General features: G+C 72.1%; 17 protein-coding genes and 1 pseudogene. 11 read left to right on the top strand and 7 right to left on the bottom strand.

What is annotated here, in order from left to right; all coding sequences use genetic code 11:
- Positions 1–97: 97 nt before the first annotated feature.
- On the bottom strand, positions 98–796 hold the full coding sequence (locus tag AZE13_RS19390) for an alpha/beta fold hydrolase (RefSeq protein ID WP_258527871.1): 699 nt from the start codon (positions 794–796) through the stop codon (positions 98–100).
- 417 nt (positions 797–1213) lie between these two features.
- On the opposite strand from AZE13_RS19390, the gene AZE13_RS19385 reads away from it, so the two are divergent.
- The 5 genes from AZE13_RS19385 to AZE13_RS19365 all read left to right on the top strand — a co-directional run bounded on the left by AZE13_RS19385 (position 1214) and on the right by AZE13_RS19365 (position 6440).
- Positions 1214–1780, top strand: coding sequence for a hypothetical protein (locus AZE13_RS19385; RefSeq protein WP_147264683.1), 567 nt, complete (start codon positions 1214–1216; stop codon positions 1778–1780).
- 323 nt (positions 1781–2103) lie between these two features.
- Positions 2104–3387, top strand: coding sequence for an energy-coupling factor ABC transporter permease (locus tag AZE13_RS19380; RefSeq protein WP_079124151.1), 1284 nt, complete (start codon positions 2104–2106; stop codon positions 3385–3387).
- Between the two features lies 1 nt (position 3388).
- On the top strand, positions 3389–4165 hold the full coding sequence (gene cbiQ, locus AZE13_RS19375) for a cobalt ECF transporter T component CbiQ (RefSeq protein ID WP_066933150.1): 777 nt from the start codon (positions 3389–3391) through the stop codon (positions 4163–4165).
- Positions 4153–5028 (top strand): energy-coupling factor ABC transporter ATP-binding protein, encoded by an 876-nt coding sequence (locus AZE13_RS19370; RefSeq protein ID WP_398780170.1) that lies wholly within the window; start codon positions 4153–4155, stop codon positions 5026–5028. Before cbiQ ends, AZE13_RS19370 begins: the two co-directional genes overlap by 13 nt.
- A 170-nt stretch (positions 5029–5198) precedes the next feature.
- Positions 5199–6440, top strand: a complete 1242-nt coding sequence (locus tag AZE13_RS19365) for a serine hydrolase domain-containing protein (protein WP_181690384.1) — start codon at positions 5199–5201, stop codon at positions 6438–6440.
- 99 nt (positions 6441–6539) lie between these two features.
- Here the strand turns inward: AZE13_RS19365 and AZE13_RS19360 are convergent, their stop codons facing one another.
- The 4 genes from AZE13_RS19360 to AZE13_RS19345 form a co-directional block, all read right to left on the bottom strand.
- Positions 6540–7391: a DMT family transporter gene (locus AZE13_RS19360; RefSeq protein ID WP_066933141.1), complete on the bottom strand. Its 852-nt coding sequence runs from the start codon at positions 7389–7391 to the stop codon at positions 6540–6542.
- 134 nt (positions 7392–7525) lie between these two features.
- On the bottom strand, positions 7526–9181 hold the full coding sequence (locus AZE13_RS19355) for a penicillin-binding transpeptidase domain-containing protein (protein ID WP_066933138.1): 1656 nt from the start codon (positions 9179–9181) through the stop codon (positions 7526–7528).
- A 192-nt stretch (positions 9182–9373) separates the two neighbouring features.
- A complete protein-coding gene (locus AZE13_RS19350) occupies positions 9374–9571 on the bottom strand; it encodes a hypothetical protein (protein ID WP_066933134.1) in 198 nt (65 codons plus the stop codon).
- A gap of 125 nt (positions 9572–9696) precedes the next feature.
- A complete protein-coding gene (locus AZE13_RS19345) occupies positions 9697–11478 on the bottom strand; it encodes a dolichyl-phosphate-mannose--protein mannosyltransferase (RefSeq protein WP_066933132.1) in 1782 nt (593 codons plus the stop codon).
- 143 nt (positions 11479–11621) lie between these two features.
- Between AZE13_RS19345 and rsmI the strand changes: the two genes are divergently transcribed.
- From rsmI to AZE13_RS19315, 6 genes are all read left to right on the top strand, one after another.
- A complete protein-coding gene (gene rsmI, locus AZE13_RS19340; protein WP_066933130.1) occupies positions 11622–12524 on the top strand; it encodes a 16S rRNA (cytidine(1402)-2'-O)-methyltransferase in 903 nt (300 codons plus the stop codon).
- 204 nt (positions 12525–12728) lie between these two features.
- Positions 12729–13211: a hypothetical protein gene (locus AZE13_RS36970; protein WP_066933127.1), complete on the top strand. Its 483-nt coding sequence runs from the start codon at positions 12729–12731 to the stop codon at positions 13209–13211.
- Between the two features lie 33 nt (positions 13212–13244).
- Positions 13245–14123, top strand: coding sequence for a TatD family hydrolase (locus AZE13_RS19330; RefSeq protein ID WP_066933124.1), 879 nt, complete (start codon positions 13245–13247; stop codon positions 14121–14123).
- A 139-nt stretch (positions 14124–14262) separates the two neighbouring features.
- Positions 14263–15417 carry a resuscitation-promoting factor gene (locus tag AZE13_RS19325; protein WP_066933121.1) on the top strand — a complete coding sequence of 385 codons (1155 nt, stop codon included), beginning with the start codon at positions 14263–14265 and terminating at the stop codon, positions 15415–15417.
- A complete protein-coding gene (gene rsmA, locus AZE13_RS19320) occupies positions 15414–16343 on the top strand; it encodes a 16S rRNA (adenine(1518)-N(6)/adenine(1519)-N(6))-dimethyltransferase RsmA (protein ID WP_066933118.1) in 930 nt (309 codons plus the stop codon). Before AZE13_RS19325 ends, rsmA begins: the two co-directional genes overlap by 4 nt.
- Positions 16340–17263 (top strand): 4-(cytidine 5'-diphospho)-2-C-methyl-D-erythritol kinase, encoded by a 924-nt coding sequence (locus AZE13_RS19315; RefSeq protein WP_066933115.1) that lies wholly within the window; start codon positions 16340–16342, stop codon positions 17261–17263. The genes rsmA and AZE13_RS19315 overlap by 4 nt, the downstream gene beginning before the upstream one ends.
- Before the next feature lie 64 nt (positions 17264–17327).
- Here AZE13_RS19315 and AZE13_RS19310 read toward each other — a convergent pair.
- Positions 17328–17929 (bottom strand): annotated as a pseudogene (locus AZE13_RS19310) (Uma2 family endonuclease).
- Between the two features lie 54 nt (positions 17930–17983).
- Positions 17984–18748 carry an alpha/beta hydrolase gene (locus AZE13_RS19305; RefSeq protein ID WP_066933414.1) on the bottom strand — a complete coding sequence of 255 codons (765 nt, stop codon included), beginning with the start codon at positions 18746–18748 and terminating at the stop codon, positions 17984–17986.
- Positions 18749–18894: the final 146 nt, after the last annotated feature.

Here is an 18894-nt window from a genome sequence, read left to right as displayed (position 1 = left end):
GCGGGCCTACGAGACCGGCCGAGCGAGAAAACCAATGATCGCCTGAGCCATTCCCGTCGGCTCATCCTCGTGAACGAAATGCCCGGCCTCGGGAAACTCAACGAGCCGACTGCCCGGCCGGCGCGCGGTCATCTCCCGAGCCAGCTCGCCTGGCAGGAGAGAACTCCTCCCCCCCGCGCAACACCAGCGCGGGACAGTCGGACGCCAGCCAGTCAGCCCACCAGTCACCCAGACCGCTCTCCTGCACCGCCATCATCTCGTCCCAGTCGAACAGCATCCGCCAATGCCCCTCGGCCGCTTCCGGTTCCGCAACAGCACTCCGCATGAAGTAACTACTGTCCGCGACACCGGCCCTCTCAATGGCGCGTGCGAGCCGGTCACGAGTCGGAGCCCGCATCGGCCATCCACGGACGTCCAGCACGGGCTCGGCGATCTCCGGCCGGCGCATCACCGGCCCGACGTCCTCCACAATCAGTGCCTCAACCAGGTCGGGACGCCGGGCGGCGAGCTGATACGCGGTGATCCCGCCGAGCGAATGCCCCAGCACAACGACGGGCGCCCTACCCAGATGCTCCACAAAACGGACCGCGTCCTCGATGAAATCCTCACGCGTGTAACTGCCGGTGTGATCACTCAATCCGTGGCCACGCTGATCCGGCGCGATCACCCGAACCCGGGGCCCGAGATCCTCCGCCAGCTGCGCGAAGATCGACCCGCGCCCGAATGTCCCGTGCAGCGCGACGAGCGGAGTCCCTTCACCCCCAAAATCAAGGTACTTGACGACGTGGCCACCCACGCGGACGGATAACCTTCTGCCGCTCATCTCCCACCTCGGCTGTCAGCCCTCGGCCTGGCGTTCCCGGCTGTGCCCACGTCTCGGTCGTCAGCCGTCGTGCCTGAAAGCCGTAAATGCCGCAGGAACAATAGCGGGTCTACGGCATTGCGTACGGGCGAAGACGGCTGGCGGGTGGTCTGCTTCTGGTCATCTTGCGGCTTTGAGTGTGAGGTGCTGGGTGGTAAGAGGGGGGGGTGTGGGGCGGAGGGGGAGTGTGCCGGGTGACGTGATCCTTTCTTTTGGGTTTAGGGATTTCGTTTACCTCTTGAGGGTGAAAGTGCCGCCGGGCCGAAAACCGTCTGGTGATGGGTGGCGGGTGATCGGATGCTGATGTGCGCACCGAAGATCGGTGAACCGCCGCTCATGGGAAGGAAGTTCATGAAGAACGCGTCCCGTTCTCGTCGTCCGCTGCGCAAGGGGTTTCTTGTCGCCGCCGCCTGTGCCGCGCTGATGGCCGTCTCGGCACCGGCCGCGACCGCGCAGCCCGCCGCCGTGGGCCATGTCGCGCAGACCGCCGGTACGAAGGCGGCGGACCCCGTCGTCACCGGTGTTCCTTACTACCTCGTCAACCAGGAGAACCGGGGCGTCAGTTTTGAGGCCTACCTCAACTGGGACTACGCGCTCCTGTCGAATTCGCCGGGGGACAACGGCGCTTCCGTGGTCTTCGAGAAGAAGGACGACGGTTACGTCATCAAGTCGACCAGTTCGCACTGGAGCGGCTACAACACCTGGTGCGCCGTCGGCAACGGAATCAAGCTGGACCAGGAAAGCAGTTGCGCTTCTCGCTGGAACTTCGTGCCCAGCCACGGTGGTTATCTGCTCCAGCTGGCGGGAACGCAGAACTACCTGACCCACCCCGTGGGTGGTAAGGGCTGGCTGGTGGCCTATGCCTCCGTGCTCCCCAACTTCCGGGACTTCACGGTCTTCAAGCCCGTCCAGGCCTAGCGATAGGTCGAGGAATTGGGTCAATGTCTATGAGGGGCAGTGATAGGGCGGCCTAAAGTGCCCTCGTAGTGCGGGAATTGCCGCTTGGATTCGGCGGGATGGTTGATGGTCGCTGTCCTCATGGTCTACGGCCCCCACGGCCCCCATGGCCCCCATGGCCCCATCAGGCTGTGGGGGCCGTTCGGTGTTCCCGGGAGTGTGGCGTCCCCGTCCGGTCGTGGGGTGGGCAACCGGGGGCGCATTTCGCATGCTGGGCGCTCTTGCAAGTGGTTCGCAGTAGCCATCACCATGGCTGGATTGCAGCGCCTGAGCGGAGGCATGTCATGCACGTACCCGATGGGTTCATCAATGCGCCGGTGTCGCTGGGGGCCGGGGTGGTGGCTGCGGTTGCGGTCGCGGTCAGCCTGCGGGGGGCCCGGCGCGAGCTGGCGGGTGCGGGGCAGAGTGCCGGGGCTGGGGCTGGGGCGGAGCGGACGGCGCCGTTGGCCGGATTGGTCGCGGCGTTCATCTTTGCTGTGCAGATGCTGAATTTTCCGGTCGCGGCCGGGACCAGTGGGCATCTGCTGGGCGGGGCGCTGGCGGCGATCCTGGTGGGGCCGTATACGGGTGTGCTGTGTGTGTCGGTGGTACTGCTGATGCAGGGGGTGTTGTTCGCGGATGGTGGGTTGACCGCGTTGGGGGTCAATGTCACTGATATGGCCATCGTGACGACGGTGGTCGCCTATGGGGTGTTCCGGGGGCTGGTGCGGGTGTTGGTGAAGGTGCTGCCGCGGCGCAGGCAGCAGTCGGTCACCGCCGCCGCGTTCGTCGCCGCGCTCGTCTCCGTGCCGGCCGCTGCCGTCGCCTTCAGTGCGCTCTACGCGCTGGGCGGGACCGCGGAGGTGTCGATCGGCAAGGTCTTCGCCGCCATGGTCGGGGTGCATGTGCTGATCGGGGTGGGGGAGGCGGTGATCACCGCGTTGACGGTGGGGGCCGTGATCGCCGTACGGCCGGATCTGGTGTACGGGGCGCGGGGGCTGACCAGGCCGCTGGAGCTGCGGACCTCGCCGGTGGGCGGCGGGCGGGAGCAGGCTGCGGGTTCCGGTTCCGTACGGGGTACCGCCGAGCCGGTCGTCGCCGCTACCGCCGCTGCACGAGGCGACGTCCCGGACGCCGCCGCGCCGCGTCGCTCCGCCCGTCGCCTCTGGCTGGCCGGGCTGGCCGCCGCCCTGGTGTGTGCGGGCGTCCTCAGCTACTACGCGTCCACCAGCCCCGACGGGCTGGAGAAGGTCGCCCAGGATCAGGGGCTCGACGCCAAGGCGAAGGAGCATGCGGCCAAGGGCTCGCCGCTGGCCGACTACAGCGTCAAGGACATCGGCGATCCGCGGCTGTCGGGTGGCCTGGCCGGTGTCATCGGGGTCGGGGCGACCCTGGCGGCCGGGACCGGTGTCTTCGTGATCGTCCGGCGTCAGCGCCGCAGGGGTACGGCCGTGCGCCCGGCACCCCGCCCGGCCGCCGAAGCCCGCACCGAAGCCCCCGCCGAAGCTCGCCCCGACGCCCCCGTCGAGACCCCCGTCGAAACCCCCACCGAAGCTCGCACCGAAGGCCCCACCGCGGAGAATGTCTGAGATGGGTGCGGGGCATGCGCACAAGCTCTACCGGTACGCGCACTCTCCCGTGCACGTCCTGCCCGCACACTGCAAGATCGTCGCGGTCCTCTGCTTCGTCGTGATCGTCGTCTCCACCCCGCGCGCGGCGGTCTGGGCGTTCGGGCTCTACGCGCTGCTGATCGCCGCCACCGCCGCGGCCGCCCGGGTCCCCGCCGGGTTCTTCCTCACCCGGCTGCTGATCGAGGTGCCGTTCGTCGCCTTCGCCGTTCTGATGCCGTTCGTCGCCGAGGGCCCGCGGGTCGACGTCATGGGCCTCATCAGCCTGAGCCAGTCCGGGCTCTGGGGGGCCTGGAACATCCTCGCCAAGGGCACGCTGGGCGTCGCCGCGTCCGTGCTGCTCGCCGCCACCACCGAACTGCGGGAGCTGCTGCTCGGGCTGCAGCGGCTGCGGATGCCCCCGCTGCTCGTCCAGATCGCCTCCTTCATGATCCGTTATGGCGATGTGATCACCGACGAGATGCGGCGGATGCGGATCGCCCGGCGCTCCCGCGGCTTCGAAGCGCGCGGCGTACGCCACTGGGGCGTGCTCGCCAAGTCCGCCGGTGCGCTGTTCATCCGCTCCTACGAGCGCGGCGAGCGCGTCCACCTCGCCATGGTCAGCCGCGGCTACACCGGCACGATGCCCGTCACCGACGCCGATGCCGGTGCCGCCATCGCCACCCGCACCCACTGGACCCGCGCGGCCGCCCTGCCCGCCGCCGCGCTCGCCGTCTGCCTCCTGGGATGGACCCTGTGACCTCTGTAACCCCTGTGCCCTCTGTGCCTCCTGTGCCTTCCGCGTCCCCCGAGACCCCGGAGCCCGCCGCGCCCCCCACGACCCCCGAGGCCACCGCCCCGCATCCGCCCGCCGCCGTACCGTCCCTCGCCGTCTCGGGGCTCGCCTACGCCTACCCCGACGGCCACCAGGCGCTCTACGGCGTCGACCTGACCGTCGGCCGTGGTGAACGGGTCGCCCTCCTCGGGCCCAACGGCGCCGGCAAGACCACCCTCGTACTCCACCTCAACGGCATTCTGGAGGCCGGTGCCGGTACGGTGCGCGTCGCCGGGCTGCCGGTCGCCAAGGGCAACCTCGCGGAGATCCGCCGCCGGGTCGGCATCGTCTTCCAGGACCCGGACGACCAGCTGTTCATGCCCACCGTCCGCGAGGACGTCGCCTTCGGGCCGGCCGCCGCGGGCCTGCGCGGCGCGGAACTCGCCGCACGCGTCACCGAGGCGCTCGAACGGGTCGGCATGGCGGACTTCGCCGACCGGCCGCCGCACCACCTCTCCTTCGGGCAGCGGAGGCGGGTGGCCGTCGCCACCGTCCTCGCCATGCGCCCCGAGATCCTCGTCCTGGACGAGCCGTCCTCCAACCTCGACCCGGCCTCCCGCCGCGAACTCGCCGACATCCTGCGGTCGTTGGACGTCACCGTGCTGATGGTCACGCACGACCTGCCGTACGCGCTGGAGCTGTGCCCGCGCTCGGTCGTGCTCTCCGGTGGCGTGCTGGTCGCCGACGGCACCACCCAGGACCTGCTGTGCGATGAGGAACTGATGCGCAGCCATCGGCTGGAGCTGCCCTTCGGCTTCGACCCGCAGTCGGTCGCCGTCCCCGGGTGACGTCCCGCCCGTGCCATAGGGCGTGTTGTCCCCGCGCCGTCGCCGTGTCCCCCGCCGTTTCCCGGCCGTTCCCCCGCGCCATCCGTCGTGTGACGAACGCCACGGGCCGCCGCCCTGGTCATCAGCACCGATCGGAGCGTTGCACCATGGATGGGTCACGAAAGCGACGGATGAGTGGGAAGCGGGAAACAGTGGTGGACGTCCAGGGCACGGTCGAGGACGGTTTCGAGCCGGTCCGGGACGCCTTCGCAGCCAACTTCGCGCGACGCGGAGAGCGGGGGGCGGCGGTGGCCGTCTACCGGCACGGGCGGAAGGTCGTCGACCTGTGGGCCGGTACGAAGGACGGGGACGGGGGCGGGGGCGGGAACGCCGAAGGAGCCGCGGCCCCGGCGGAGGGTGCCGCGCCGTGGGAGGCCGGTACCGCCCAGGTGATCCGGTCCGCGACCAAGGGCATCGCCGCCGTCGTCCCGCTGCTGCTGCACCAGCGCGGACTGCTCGACCTGGACGCCCCCGTCGGCACGTACTGGCCGGAATTCAAGGCCGCCGGCAAGGAGCGGGTGCTCGTCCGCCACCTCCTCTCGCACCGCGCCGGCCTGCCCGTCCTGGACACCCCGCTCACCCCCGCCCAGGCCCTCGACGGGGTCAGCGGGCCCGCCGCGCTGGCCGCCCAGGCCCCCGTCTGGGAGCCCGGCACGGACCACGGCTACCACGCGCAGACCTACAGCTGGCTCATCGGCGAACTGGTGCTGCGGGTCACCGGGCGCACCCTCGGCGCCTGGATAGCCGACGAGATATCCGGGCCGCTCGGCCTCGACCTGTGGATAGGCCTGCCGGCGGCGGAACAGTCCCGGGTGGGCCGGATCGCCGCCGTCGAGGCGCCGCCCGCGCCCGCCGCCTCCGGTCTCCGTGTCCGCCCCAAGCGGGCGGTCGCCGACGCGTACGCCGATCCCACCTCCCTCACCAGCCGGGCCTTCGCCGCGATCTCGCCGGCGCCGGACGAGAACGCACCGGAGTACCGGGCCGCCGAGCTTCCCGCCTCCGCGGGCATCGCCACCGCCCGCTCCCTCGCCCGCTGCTACGCGGCGCTGATCGGCGCCGTCGACGGCCACCCCCGCCTCTTCGCGCCCGCGACCCTCACCCTCGCCCGCACCGAGGAGTCCGCCGGTCTCGACCGCACCCTCCTCGTCACCACCCGCTTCGGCCTCGGCTTCATGCTGCACGGGCCCGCCTCGCCGCTGCTGGGGCCCGGTTCGTTCGGCCACCCCGGCCGCGGGGGCGCGCTGGCGTGCGCGGATCCGGAGAGCGGGATGGCGTTCGGGTACGTCACCAACGGGATGCAGCGGAACGTGACGGCGGACCCCCGGGCGCAGGCGCTGCTGCGGGCGGTCTCCGGCGTCGTCGGGTGCGCCTGATCCACTTCGCGTCCGTCGGCCGACCCTGCCTCTGCTTCCGCCTCTGCCCCTGCCCCTGATCCGGGCCAGAGGGGGCCTCCCCCTGGTGAAGGGCAGGGCTCAGCCGTGGTGGAGCATCAGGCCGATACCGGCCACCATCAGTCCGGCCGCGGCGATTCGCGGGGCGCCGAACCGTTCCTTGAAGAAGAGGGCGCCGATCGCCGCGCCGACGATGATCGAGGACTCGCGCAGGGCGGCGATGGGGGCCAGGGGAGCGCGCGTCTGCGCCCACAGGACCAGGCCGTAGGCGAGGACGGAGAGGACGCCGCCGCTCAGGCCGCGGACCGCGAACGGGCGGAGCTGGGTGAGGAGTTGGCCGCGGCGGACGGCCAGTGCGTACACGGGGATGGCAGCGCCTTCGAGGAGCATCAGCCAGGCGGTATAGCCGAGGGGCGTGCCGGAGGCGCGGACGCCGAGGCCGTCGACGGTGGTGTACGAGGCGATCGCCAGGCCGGTGGCGAGGGCGGCGATGAGGGCCGGCCAGTGCGGCCGGGTGCCGGCGGTGCGGACGCCCCAGAGGGCCACGCCGACCAGGCCCGCGGAGGCCAGGGCCACCCCGGCCAGGGCCCAGCCGTCGGGGATCTCGTCGACGAAGACGGCCGCGAGCACGGTGACGACGAGCGGCGCGGTGCCGCGGGCGATGGGGTACATCTGCCCGAAGTCGCCCAGCCGGAACGACCGCATGAGCAGCGCCTGGTAGACGATGTGCAGGACGGCGGAGGCCAGGAGCCAGGGCCAGGCGCCGGCGGCGGGCAGCGGCGCGACGGCGGCCAGGACGGCGCCGCACATCGTGCCGCCGCTGCCGACCAGCGTGAAGGCCAGCAGCTGGTCGCGTATGCCGTGGGCGATGGCGTTCCAACTGGCGTGGGTGACGGCGGCCAACAGGACGGCCGCGACGACGAGCGGGGTCACGACGAGCGTTCGGCGGGCGCGGGAACGGTCATGGGCAGGGGCATGGCCCGCACGCTATCGAAAGCTGTACGGGCCATGCGACGGTGATTCCGGCGGGGTTCCGGCGGGGTTCCGGGGTCCGGGAGAGGGCCGGTTCAGCCCGCCGTGAGGATGGCGCGGACCACCGGCCCCGCGTTGCTGCCGCCGTGGCCGCTGGCCGGCACGACGGCGGCCGCCGCGACGTCGTCGCGGTAGGCGGTGAACCACGCGTTGGGCTTCTCCTGGCCGTCGACCTCGGCGGAGCCGGTCTTGGCGCCGATGTCCCCGCCGACCCCGGCCATCGCCTCGGCGGCCGTACCGGAGGTCGCGGTCAGCTTCATCAGCGACTTCAGGCCGGACGCGGTGGCCGGCTTCATACTGCGGGCCGCCTTGGCGAAGGCCCGGTTGTCCAGCGACTGGTCGACGATGTACGGCTGGTGGAAGGAGCCGGCGCGGACCGTGGCGGCGAACGTGGCGACGTTGAGCGGATTCATCCGCACCCCGCCCTGGCCGATCAGCGAGGCCGCCATCTGCGCGTCGCTCTGCACCGGCACCGAGCCGTCGAAGGTGGGGATGCCGGTGTTCCAGTTCAGCCCGAGGCCGAAGACGTCCCGGGCCTCCTTCGTCAGATCGTCGTTGCTGAGCTTCTCCGCCTGCGAGATGAACGCGTTGTTGCAGGACGCGGCGAAGCTCTGCGCGAAGGTGCCGTCCTTGATCTCGGTCTTGTTGAGATTCTGGAACTTCCAGCCGCCGACGGTCACGAACTTGGGGCAGGGGTGCTTCTTGCCGGGGTCGGTCAGGCCCTTGTCCATCAGCAGCGCCGCGGTGACGATCTTCATCGTGGAGCCGGGGGCCAGCGAGCCCTGGGTGGCCAGGTTGAAGCCCTTGGCCGGGGAGTTGGCGAGCGCCAGGATCTCGCCGGTGCTGGGCTTGACGGCGGCCGCGGAGGCGGACTTCTTGCCCGCGACGGCCTTCTCGGCGGCGGCCTGGAGCTTGGCGTCCAGGGTGGTCTTCAGGGTGCCGGGGGTGCCCTTGGAGAGCACCTTGAGGGTTTTGTCGGGCTGCTGCTCGTCGGGCTTGGCGGCCTTGGCGCGGTGGATGAACAGCTCGGTGCCGGGCTTGCCGCCGGTCTTGTCGCCGTACTTGGCGCGCAGGCTGTCCAGGACCCCGGCCAGCGTCGGGTGCGCCTGGGGGGTCAGCTCGGTGCCGTTGCGGTCGACGGCCTTGATCGGCGGGGCCTCGGCCTCTCCGGTGCGCAGCTCGTCACCCTTGGCCAGGCCCGGGTGCAGCACCGTCGGCCGCCAGGCGATCTGCGGCTTCCCGGTGGTCCTGTCGCGCTGCACGGTCGCCGAGGAGCGGTACGAGTAGGGCGCCTTGGTGCCGTTGTAGTCGATCTGCGCGGTGACGGTGTACGGGACCGTGGTGCCGGACGGGGTGCCCGGTGTCACCGTCACCTTCGAGAACTTCGCCTGTGCGGCGAAGCTCTCCAGGGCGGCTTTGGCGGCCGCCGGGTCGTCCGTCAGCCCGGCGGCCGCGGCGGTGTCCCCGGACTGCCAGGCCGTCAGGAACTCCTGACCCGCTGTCTGCACTTCCTTGGCCGACGGCGGACCGGTCGGCACCGTGGGCGCGTTGTCGCCCGCCTTGGCGTCCGCCGCCGTGACCTGCGTACGCGGCGTGTCGTCCGAACCGCCGAACAGCGCGAGGCCGCCCGCGACTCCCGCTGCCAGGGCCACCGATCCGCCGATCAGCCCGTACTTCACCTCTCGGCGCATGCCACCGATCCCCTCCCAGGAGCCTCGTTCGTGAATACGCACACAAGAACGTGCTTCGCACTCTAAGGGACACGGGGGAGGTATCGAATCTCGATCAGGGCACGGTCCTGTGACGCACTGTTGTAGTGCTGTGACAGAACTGTCGCACGCGTGCCGTGACTCTCCGGTGCACGCTGACTCTCCGGTGCACGCTCACTTGACGCCCATCTGGTCGGGCAGGCCGGCCTGGCAGTCCTCGAGGAGGGGGATGGTGAGGACGCTGAACTGACTGCATTCGCTGGGCTGGGCGGCGGCGGCCGCGGGGGCGGCGGCGGTCAGCAGCGCGATGGCGCAGGCGGCAAGGGCAAGAGAGCGAAGGCGCATGGTGTGGTCCTCTCCGGTCGTGATCATCCTGACCCCCCGCGTCGGAAGATATGACCGGTTCGGGGCGGGCGCGCGACCAGCGCCGCCGACCGGGCTAACGGCCGTCCCGGACGGCGGAGCCGATCCACAGGACACGGCCTGGACCCAGGTGTCTAGACCCAGGTGTCCAGCCACATCCGGTGGTGCCAGGCCGATTTCGGGATCGGGGTGCCGGTGTAGACCGGATAGAAGTAGATGAAGTTCCAGATGATGAGGAGGACGAGGACGCCGGCGCCCACCGCCCCGACCGTCCGGCGGCGCTCGCCCGGAACGGGCCCCGCCTCCGCCGCAGCGGTCGTGCCGCCCGCCCGGGACGGCGGGCCGATGAGTGCGCCGATCATCATCGCCAGCGCCAGACACAGGAACGGCACGAACACCACCGCGTAGAAGAGGAAGATGGTGCGTCCCTGGTAGTGGAACCACGGCAGATAGCCGGCGGCGATACCGCAGGCGATGGCGCCGGCCCGCCAGTCCCGCTTGAAGAGCCAGCGGTAGAGGACGTAGAGCAGGGCGAAGCAGGACGCCCACCACAGCAGCGGGGTGCCCAGCGCCAGCACCTCCCGCGCACAGCCCTCGGCCGCGGTGCAGCCGTCCTGGCCGGCCTTGGGGTCCTCGTAGAAGTACGAGACCGGGCGGCCCAGGACCAGCCAGCTCCAGGGGTTGGACTGGTAGGTGTGCGGGGTGGTCAGGCCGGTGTGGAAGTCGTAGACCTCGGTCTGGTAGTGCCACAGGCTGCGCAGCCAGTCCGGCAGCCAGGTCCAGCCGGCCCGTTGGCCGTCCGCCGTGGTCGCCCAGTCGCGGTAGTAGCCGCCCTTGGTGGCGAGCCAGCCGGACCAGGACGCGAGGTAGGCGGCGAGGGCGACGACGACTGTCGAGCCGAACGCCGGCAGCACGTCGCGGCGCAGCACCGAACGGAACGGGTGCCGGGCACCGGCCGTACGGCGCCCCGCGACGTCCCACAGCACCGACATCAGCGCGAACGCGGCGAGGAAGTACAGGCCGTTCCACTTGGTGGCGGCGGACAGGCCCAGGCACACCCCGGCCGCGATCCGCCAGGGCCGCCAGCCGAGCCGTAGCCGGTCCCCGACCTCCGCGTCCGGGCGGGCCGTCCCGTCCGGGCCGACCGGCAGCGCCGCCGCCAGCCGGGCCCGGGTGCGGTCCCGGTCCACCAGCAGGCAGCCGAACCCGGCCACCACCCAGAACATCACGATCAGGTCGAGCAGGGCGGTACGGCTCATCACGAAGTGCAGACCGTCCACCGCCAGCAGGGCGCCGGCCAGGCAGCCCAGCGCCGTGGAACGCAGCAGCCGCCGCCCGATCCGGCAGACCAGCAGCACCGACAGCGTGCCGAGCAGCGCCACCGTGAACCGCCAGCCGAAAGGGTTCATCCCGAACGCCCACTCGCCGAGCGCGATCAGCCACTTGCCCATTGGCGGATGCACGACGTACGAGTGCTCGGGCGAGAGCAGGATCTGCGGCGGGTGGGCGATCAGCGCGTCGTTGGCGTTCTTGGCCCAGGTGCCCTCGTAGCCGTACTGGAGCAGCGACCAGGCGTCCTTGGGGTAGTACGTCTCGTCGAATATCACCTTGCGCGGGCTGCCCAGGTTCCAGAACCGCAGCACCCCCGCGCACAGCGCCACCAGCAGCGGACCGCCCCAGGCCGACCAGCGCGTCAGCCGGGCCGCGGCCTGCGGGCCCAGGCCGAACACCGCCCACAGGCGGCCGTCCGGCCCGGGGAAGGGGGGCACCAGCCGCGTCCGGACATCGGCCTGCGGGCGGGCCGGGTATCCGAAGCGGCGCAGCCGCCGCTGCCATCCGGCGGGAGGCTGGGCCGGCTCCGGGGCGCGGTGCTCGGCGGCGTCGGGCGCGGTGGTGTCACTTGTCACTCGGCCCATCGTAGGGAAGCCCCCTGTGGACCGGCCGTAGGGAAGGCCGCGGAACGGCATGAGGCGGCGGGGAGCGGACCCGCAGCTCGACCGGTTCACGGGACCAGGGGCTGCCGGGCGGCGGGCCGGGGCGCGGCTGGGAGGATGGAGGGGTGACTGGAACGCTGGTACTTGCAGGGACGCCCATCGGTGACGTCGCGGACGCCCCGCCGCGGCTCGCCGCCGAGCTGGCCGCCGCCGATGTGATCGCCGCCGAGGACACCCGGCGGCTGCGCCGGCTGACCCAGGCGCTGGACGTGACGCCGGCCGGCCGGATCGTCTCGTACTTCGAGGGCAACGAGGCGGCCAGGACGCCCGAGCTGGCCGACGCGCTGGCCGGCGGGGCGCGGGTGCTGCTGGTCACCGACGCGGGGATGCCGTCGGTCTCCGACCCCGGCTACCGCCTGGTCGCCGCGGCCGTCGAGCGCGACATCAAGGTCACCGCGGTACCGGGCCCCAGCGCGGTGCTCACCGCGCTCGCCGTCTCCGGGCTGCCGGTGGACCGCTTCTGCTTCGAGGGGTTCCCGCCCCGCAAGGCCGGGGAGCGGCGCTCCCGGCTGCGCGAGGTCGCCGACGAGCGGCGCACCCTCGTCTACTTCGAGGCGCCGCACCGGCTGGACGACACCCTCGCCGCGATGGCCGAGATCTTCGGCGCGGAGCGGCGGGCCGCGGTCTGCCGGGAGCTGACCAAGACGTACGAGGAGGTCAAGCGCGGCACCCTCGGCGAGCTGGTGCCCTGGGCGGCCGAGGGTGTACGGGGCGAGATCACCATCGTCGTCGAGGGCGCCCCCGAGAGCGGCCCGCAGGAGCTGGGCGCCGAGGAGCTGGTGCGGCGGGTGCGGATCCGCGAGGAGGCCGGGGAGCGGCGCAAGGAGGCCATCGCGGCGGTCGCCGCGGAGGCGGGGTTGCCCAAGCGGGAGGTCTTCGACGCCGTCGTCGCCGCGAAGAACGCGGGCGTGGGCCAGGGGCCCGAGTCCGTGGGCCCGGCGCCCGATGCCGTGAAAACCAAGAGGTAGGGGCAGGTAACCGACGCTTCGGAAGGTAAAAGGCTGCTCTGAAAGGTAAAGCGCGGGGCGGTGTAGTCGGACGTTTTATATGCCCACTGCCAAATCTGGGCCAATTGGGTGCGTGAACCGCTGCGTTTCGGCCGGGAAGGGAGTCCACTGGGGGCGGGACGAATGGTCCCCGGACACCTTGTCCCGCGGACAAGAGGAGCGCAGATGACTGAGATCGCACAGACCACTGGCATCGAGCCCGCCGCCCGAGAGGCGTACGCCTTCGCCTGCATGCGGTGCGGCCATGGCTGGGAGCAGGCGTACGAGATAGTCCACCGCACCGATGGCAAGGGCGAGCCGCATGTCGTCTACTACGCGGACGGCGAGCGGGTGCCGTCCCCGCTGACCCGCCCCAGCTGCCGGAACTGCGGCGGTGACGTCGTCCGCATCATGCGCTCCGGCCAGGTCTCGAAGGTCTCCCACGCGATCGAGAACATGCACCAGCGCCGGAACGACGGCGCGAAGGCCGAGAAGACCGAGAGGGTCGGGAAGGCGGAGAGGCCGGAGAAGGGCATGGAGGCCGTGAAGGGCGGGCGGGCCGCGAGGAGCGAGGACGCCGCCGGGGACGGGGAGGCCGCGGAGCGCGGCAGGCACCACTGGCACCTCTCCGACCTGCTGCACCCTTTCCAGCACCACCACCGCAGGTGAGCCCCGGCCCGCGGTCCTCGTAGGATCACGGCCATGGCACCGCAGGACGACAAGCACACCCCGCCGCCGCTGCCCGAACCGCTTCGGGTGCCGGTCGCGGACTCGCACACCCACCTCGATATGCAGGCGGGCACCGTCGACGAGGCGCTCGCCAAGGCCGCCTCGGTCGGGGTGGCCACCGTCGTCCAGGTGGGCTGCGATCTGGCCGGGTCACGATGGGCCGCGGACACCGCGGCGGCGTACGACAGCGTGCACGCCACCGTCGCCCTGCACCCGAACGAGGCGCCCCGGATCGTCCTGGGGGACCCCGACGGCTGGTCACGGCAGGGTGCCCGGCAGCCCGGCGGGGACGCCGCCCTGGACGAGGCGCTCGCCGAGATCGACCGGCTCGCGGCGCTGCCGCAGGTCCGCGGCGTCGGCGAGACCGGCCTGGACTACTTCCGTACCGGTCCGGACGGCATGGCCGCCCAGGAGCGGTCCTTCCGCGCCCACATCGAGATCGCCAAACGGCACGGCAAGGCCCTGGTCATCCACGACCGGGAGGCCCACGAGGACGTGCTGCGGATCCTGCGCGAGGAGGGCGCGCCCGACCGGACCGTCTTCCACTGCTACTCCGGCGACGCCGAGATGGCCGAGGTCTGCGCCGCGGCCGGCTACTTCATGTCCTTCGCCGGCAACGTCACCTTCAAGAACGCCCAGCCGCTGCGCGACGCGCTCGCCGTCGCCCCGCCCGGCCTGGTTCTCGTCGAGACCGACGCGCCGTTCCTCACCCCGGCGCCGTACCGCGGACGGGCCAATGCCCCGTACCTCGTTCCGGTCACCCTGCGGGCCATGGCGGAGGTCAAGGGGATGACGGAGGACGCGCTGGCCACCGCCGTCGCGGCCAACACGGCGCGCGCCTTCGGGTACTGATCCGGCACCGATCCGGTGCGGACGAGTCCACCCACGTCCCCCGAAGTGACCACTTTCCGTATCCGGGTGACTTTGGAGAGTGACCTCCCCCTCCGCTACATTCCGCCCGTCCACCGCATCCGTGGGTATGGGGAGCGCCGTGAGCCAGTCACCGAGCAGTCACCGTGCCGCACGCGGGCATCGCAGACGCCGCACCGAACGCCCCGAAGGGCTGCGCCGACTGGTGCCCCGGGCGCTGGTCGTCGCGTTCCTCGCCGGCGGCACCACGGCGTTCATCGCGCACGACAAGGCGGTCCGGCTCAACGTCGACGGCAAACCGCGCACCCTGCACACCTTCGCCGACGACGTGCACGAGCTGCTGGGCGACGAGCAACTCGACATCGGCGACCACGACATCGTCGCGCCCGCCCCCGGCGCCGGCCTGAGCAGCGGCGAGGAGGTCGTCGTCCGGCACGGTCGCCCCGTCGCGCTCACCGTCGACGGCCGGCGCCGCACCGTGTGGACCACCGAGGACACCGTCGACGGCGCACTCCGCGAGCTCGGTGTCCGTGCCGAGGGCGCCTATCTGTCGACCTCCCGCGCCCGCCGTATCGACCGGCACGGCATGGAGCTGGCGGTCCGCACCGAACGCTCGGTGACCTTCCTCGCCGACGGCCGCACGTACCCGCTCCGCACCAACGCCGCCACCGTCCGCGAGGCCCTCGCCGAGGCCGGCCTGGCCCTGCGCAACCAGGACACCACCTCGGTGCCGGCGGAGAGCTTCCCCCGTGAGGGGCAGACCATCTCCGTGCTGCGGATCACCGGTTCCCGGAAGGTCCGCGACGAGGCGATCCCGTTCCGTACGGTCCGACGGACCGATCCCCAGCTCGCCCGGGGCACCGAGTCCGTCGTCCAGCAGGGCCGGCCCGGAGTGCGGCGGGTCACCTACCGGCTGCGCACCGTCAACGGCGTCCGGCAGAAGCCGAAGCGGCTGCACGCCGAGGTCGTGCGCCACCCGCTCCCGCAGATCGTGCACATCGGGACCCAGGAGCTGCCCACCTCCGTACAGGGCGTCGACCACCTCGCCTGGCACGCGCTGGCCCAGTGCGAGGCGGGCGGACGGCCGAACGCCGTCGACGCCTCCGGCACCTACGGCGGCCTCTACCAGTTCGACGTCGGCACCTGGCAGGCCCTCGGCGGCCAGGGCCGCCCCCAGGACGCGTCCGCCGCGGAACAGACCTACCGCGCCAAGAAGCTCTACGTCAGACGGGGGGCGAGCCCCTGGCCGGTCTGCGGCCGTAAGCTTCACGGGTGAGCAACAGCGCCAGCCCCACCGATGAGCACGGCCCCCTCCTGGGCCCCGCCGACATCCGCGAGCTGGCCGCCAGGCTGGGCGTACGCCCCACCAAGCAGCGCGGCCAGAACTTCGTCATCGACGCCAACACCGTCCGCCGTATCGTGCGGACCGCCGATGTCCGGCCCGACGACGTCGTCGTCGAGATCGGTCCCGGCCTCGGGTCGCTGACCCTGGCGCTGCTGGAGGCCGCCGACCGGGTCACCGCCGTCGAGATCGACGACGTCCTCGCGGCCGCCCTCCCGGCCACCATCGCCGCCCGGATGCCCGAGCGCGCCGACCGCTTCGCGCTGGTCCACAGCGACGCGATGCACGTCACCGAGCTGCCCGGGCCCGCCCCCACCGCGCTGGTCGCCAACCTCCCCTACAACGTCGCGGTACCGGTGCTGCTGCACATGCTCGCGACGTTCCCCACCATCGACCGCACCCTGGTCATGGTCCAGTCCGAGGTCGCCGACCGGCTCGCCGCCCGCCCCGGCAACAAGGTCTACGGCGTGCCCTCGGTCAAGGCCAACTGGTACGCCGAGGTCAAGCGGGCCGGCGCCATCGGCCGCAACGTCTTCTGGCCGGCCCCCAACGTCGACTCCGGCCTGGTCTCCCTCGTACGCCGCGACAAGCCGATCGCGACGACGGCCCGCCGCGACGAGGTCTTCGCGGTCATCGACGCGGCCTTCGCCCAGCGCCGCAAGACGCTGCGCGCCGCCCTCTCCGGATGGGCCGGCTCGGCCGCCGCCGCGGAGGCCGCGCTGGTCGCCGCGGGCATCTCGCCGCAGGCCCGCGGCGAGGCGCTGACCATCGAGGAGTTCACCCGCATCGCCGAAAACAAGGTCACCGAGAACAAGGCCGCCGAGGGCAAGGGAGCCGAGAACCAGGGAGCAGGCCAGTGACCGCGCCCACACCCGCGCCCACGCCCGCGCCCGTCACTGTCCGGGTCCCGGCCAAGGTCAACGTCCAGCTGGCGGTCGGCGCCGCCCGCCCGGACGGCTTCCATGACCTGGCGAACGTCTTCCTCGCGGTCGGCCTCTACGACCAGGTCACCGCCACCCCGGCGGACGCCTTGCGGATCACCGCCGAGGGCCACGACGTCGACCAGATCCCCCTGGACCGGACGAACCTCGCCGCCCGCGCCGCCGAACTCCTCGCCGCCCGCCACGGCATCGAGCCGAACGTCCACCTCCACATCACCAAGGACATCCCGGTGGCGGGCGGTATGGCCGGCGGCAGCGCCGACGCCGCCGGTGCCCTGCTCGCCTGCGACGCTCTCTGGGGCACCGGCGCTCCCCGCTCCGAACTCCTCGCCCTCTGCGCCGAGTTGGGCAGTGACGTGCCCTTCAGCCTGGTCGGCGGCGCCGCCCTGGGCCGCGGCCGCGGTGAACTGCTGACCCCGCTCCCGGTCGGCGGCACCTTCCACTGGGTCTTCGCCGTCGCCGACGGCGGCCTCTCCACCCCCGCCGTCTACCGCGAGTTCGACCGCCTGACCGCAGACACCGACGTCCCCGCCCCCGAACCGTCCCCCGCCCTCCTGGCCGCCCTGGAGACCGGCGACCCCACCGCGCTCGCCGCCTCCCTCACCAACGACCTCCAGCCCGCCGCCCTCTCCCTGCGCCCCTCCCTGTCCGCCGCCCTGGCCACCGGCACCGCCGCCGGTGCCCTGGCCGCCCTGGTCTCCGGCTCCGGCCCGACCACGGCGTTCCTGGTCGAGGACCCGGGGTCGGCCCGGCAGGTGGCGGATGCCCTACAGGCGTCGGGCACCTGCCGTACAGTGCGCACGGCGACGGGCCCGGCACCAGGCGCGACGACCCTCTGACCCCGGGCGCGTCCCGGGGCGGGGCGCGGCTGAGGCCGCCCGAGGGGTCGAGGGGCAGCCGGCCTCAGAGCTCGTCGATGGCGGTCAGGTCGATGTCGTAGGGCTTCGCGACCTTGATCTGGTCGCGGTGCATGCCCGCGTGCACATAGGCCCTGGTGACCGGGTCGAGTTCGTAGACGTGGACGACGGGCCTTTTATCGGCTCGGTCCATCTCGACACGCCAGAAATTCGGAATCCCGGCGGCGGCGAACTTCCACGGTTTGGCCGTGCGGTCACGGGACTCTGATTCCGGGGAGACCACCTCGACGGCGAGAAGTACGTCCTTGGCCTGGAAGCTCGTCGGGTCCGGTCCGGTGACCGCATCGGCCCGGATCACGCTCACATCGGGTTCTGGGCCATTGCGCTCGTCGAGGACGACCGTCATCCGCGCTGCGACCTTGAACTTGGCCGGCCGGCTCGCACGAAAGGCCGCTGACTAGCAGGTCGATGGCGATGGAGTGGGAGTTGTTCTGCGGACGGGGGGAAGACCAGGCTCCCGTCGATCAGTTGGATGTGCCGTGGAAGATCGGGCAGCGTGAACAGGTCGTCCACGGTGTATCCGTCCGGAGGCGGCACCGGCCAGAGCGGGCGGTCGTCCATGGCCTCGGAGAACGCGGTTTCGTCCATGGCCGGGATCTTGCTGCCCGCCCTCCACGGTGGCGCGGTATCCCCCTCGCGTCATCACAAAGAGTGACCGCTCCCGTGCGTGTCGCCTCCGGCCTCCGCCAGTACCCCCGCCACCAGCCGCCCTGCCCGTACGGCGTGCCCGGTGGTGGTCGGTACGCAGCGGTTCGCCGCCGGGTCGTACTCGGTCATGATCACGCCCGCGTGATCGGTGTCCGGGATGTCCAGGGCCACCGTCCCGCCTGCGGCTCGCAGGGCCTCCGCCAGGTCGCGGGTGTGCCGGGCGTCCACGGCCACGTCCCGGCTGCCGTGGACGAGGTGGACCGGGACGGCCGGGGCCAGGCCCGCGGTGAGGTCGGACAGTGGGGCGGCGCCGGTGGTGCGCGCCGGGAGGTCGTAGCGGCCCGCCACGCCCACCACCGCCCGGGGGCGCGGGCCGTCCGTGGTCTCGGGCCGCAACACGACCCCCAGCGCGGCCCCGGCCCCCGCCGACCACCCGGCCAGTACGAACGACTCTCCGTCGCCGCCCAGGCCGCCCGCCTCCTTGCGGGCGAAGGTGAGCGATTCCAGGAGCTGGGCCCGGCCGCCGTCCGGGGCGTCCGAGCGCCAGTCCGGTACGAGGACCAGTAGGCCGTGCGAAGCCGCCGTGCGGGCGAGCGGTGCCAGGACGTCGCGCTCGTCGGGGCCGACGCCGTGCCAGAGCAGGACGGTCGGGGTCGGGCGCGGGGCGGCCGCCGGGCGGTAGAGGTCCAGGCGCTTGCCGCTCGGGCCGTAGACCAGGCCGCGTTCCGTCTCCACTGCCGTGTTCATGTCGGATGCCATGGCGATCACGCTAGCCACGCTGCGCGAGGGAATGCGCTCCGGGTCTGCAGTCAGCGGCTGAGATCGAAGACCGGGATGTATACGGCGCTGTGGGGTGGCGGCGGAATCTCCGGGGTTGCCGGGGTGGGGCGCCGACTACGCTGGGG

Source organism: Streptomyces sp. NBRC 110611 (genome assembly GCF_001590865.1).
In the GTDB taxonomy this organism is placed as follows: domain Bacteria; phylum Actinomycetota; class Actinomycetes; order Streptomycetales; family Streptomycetaceae; genus Streptomyces.
This window is presented reverse-complemented; position numbering and strand designations above follow the sequence as displayed.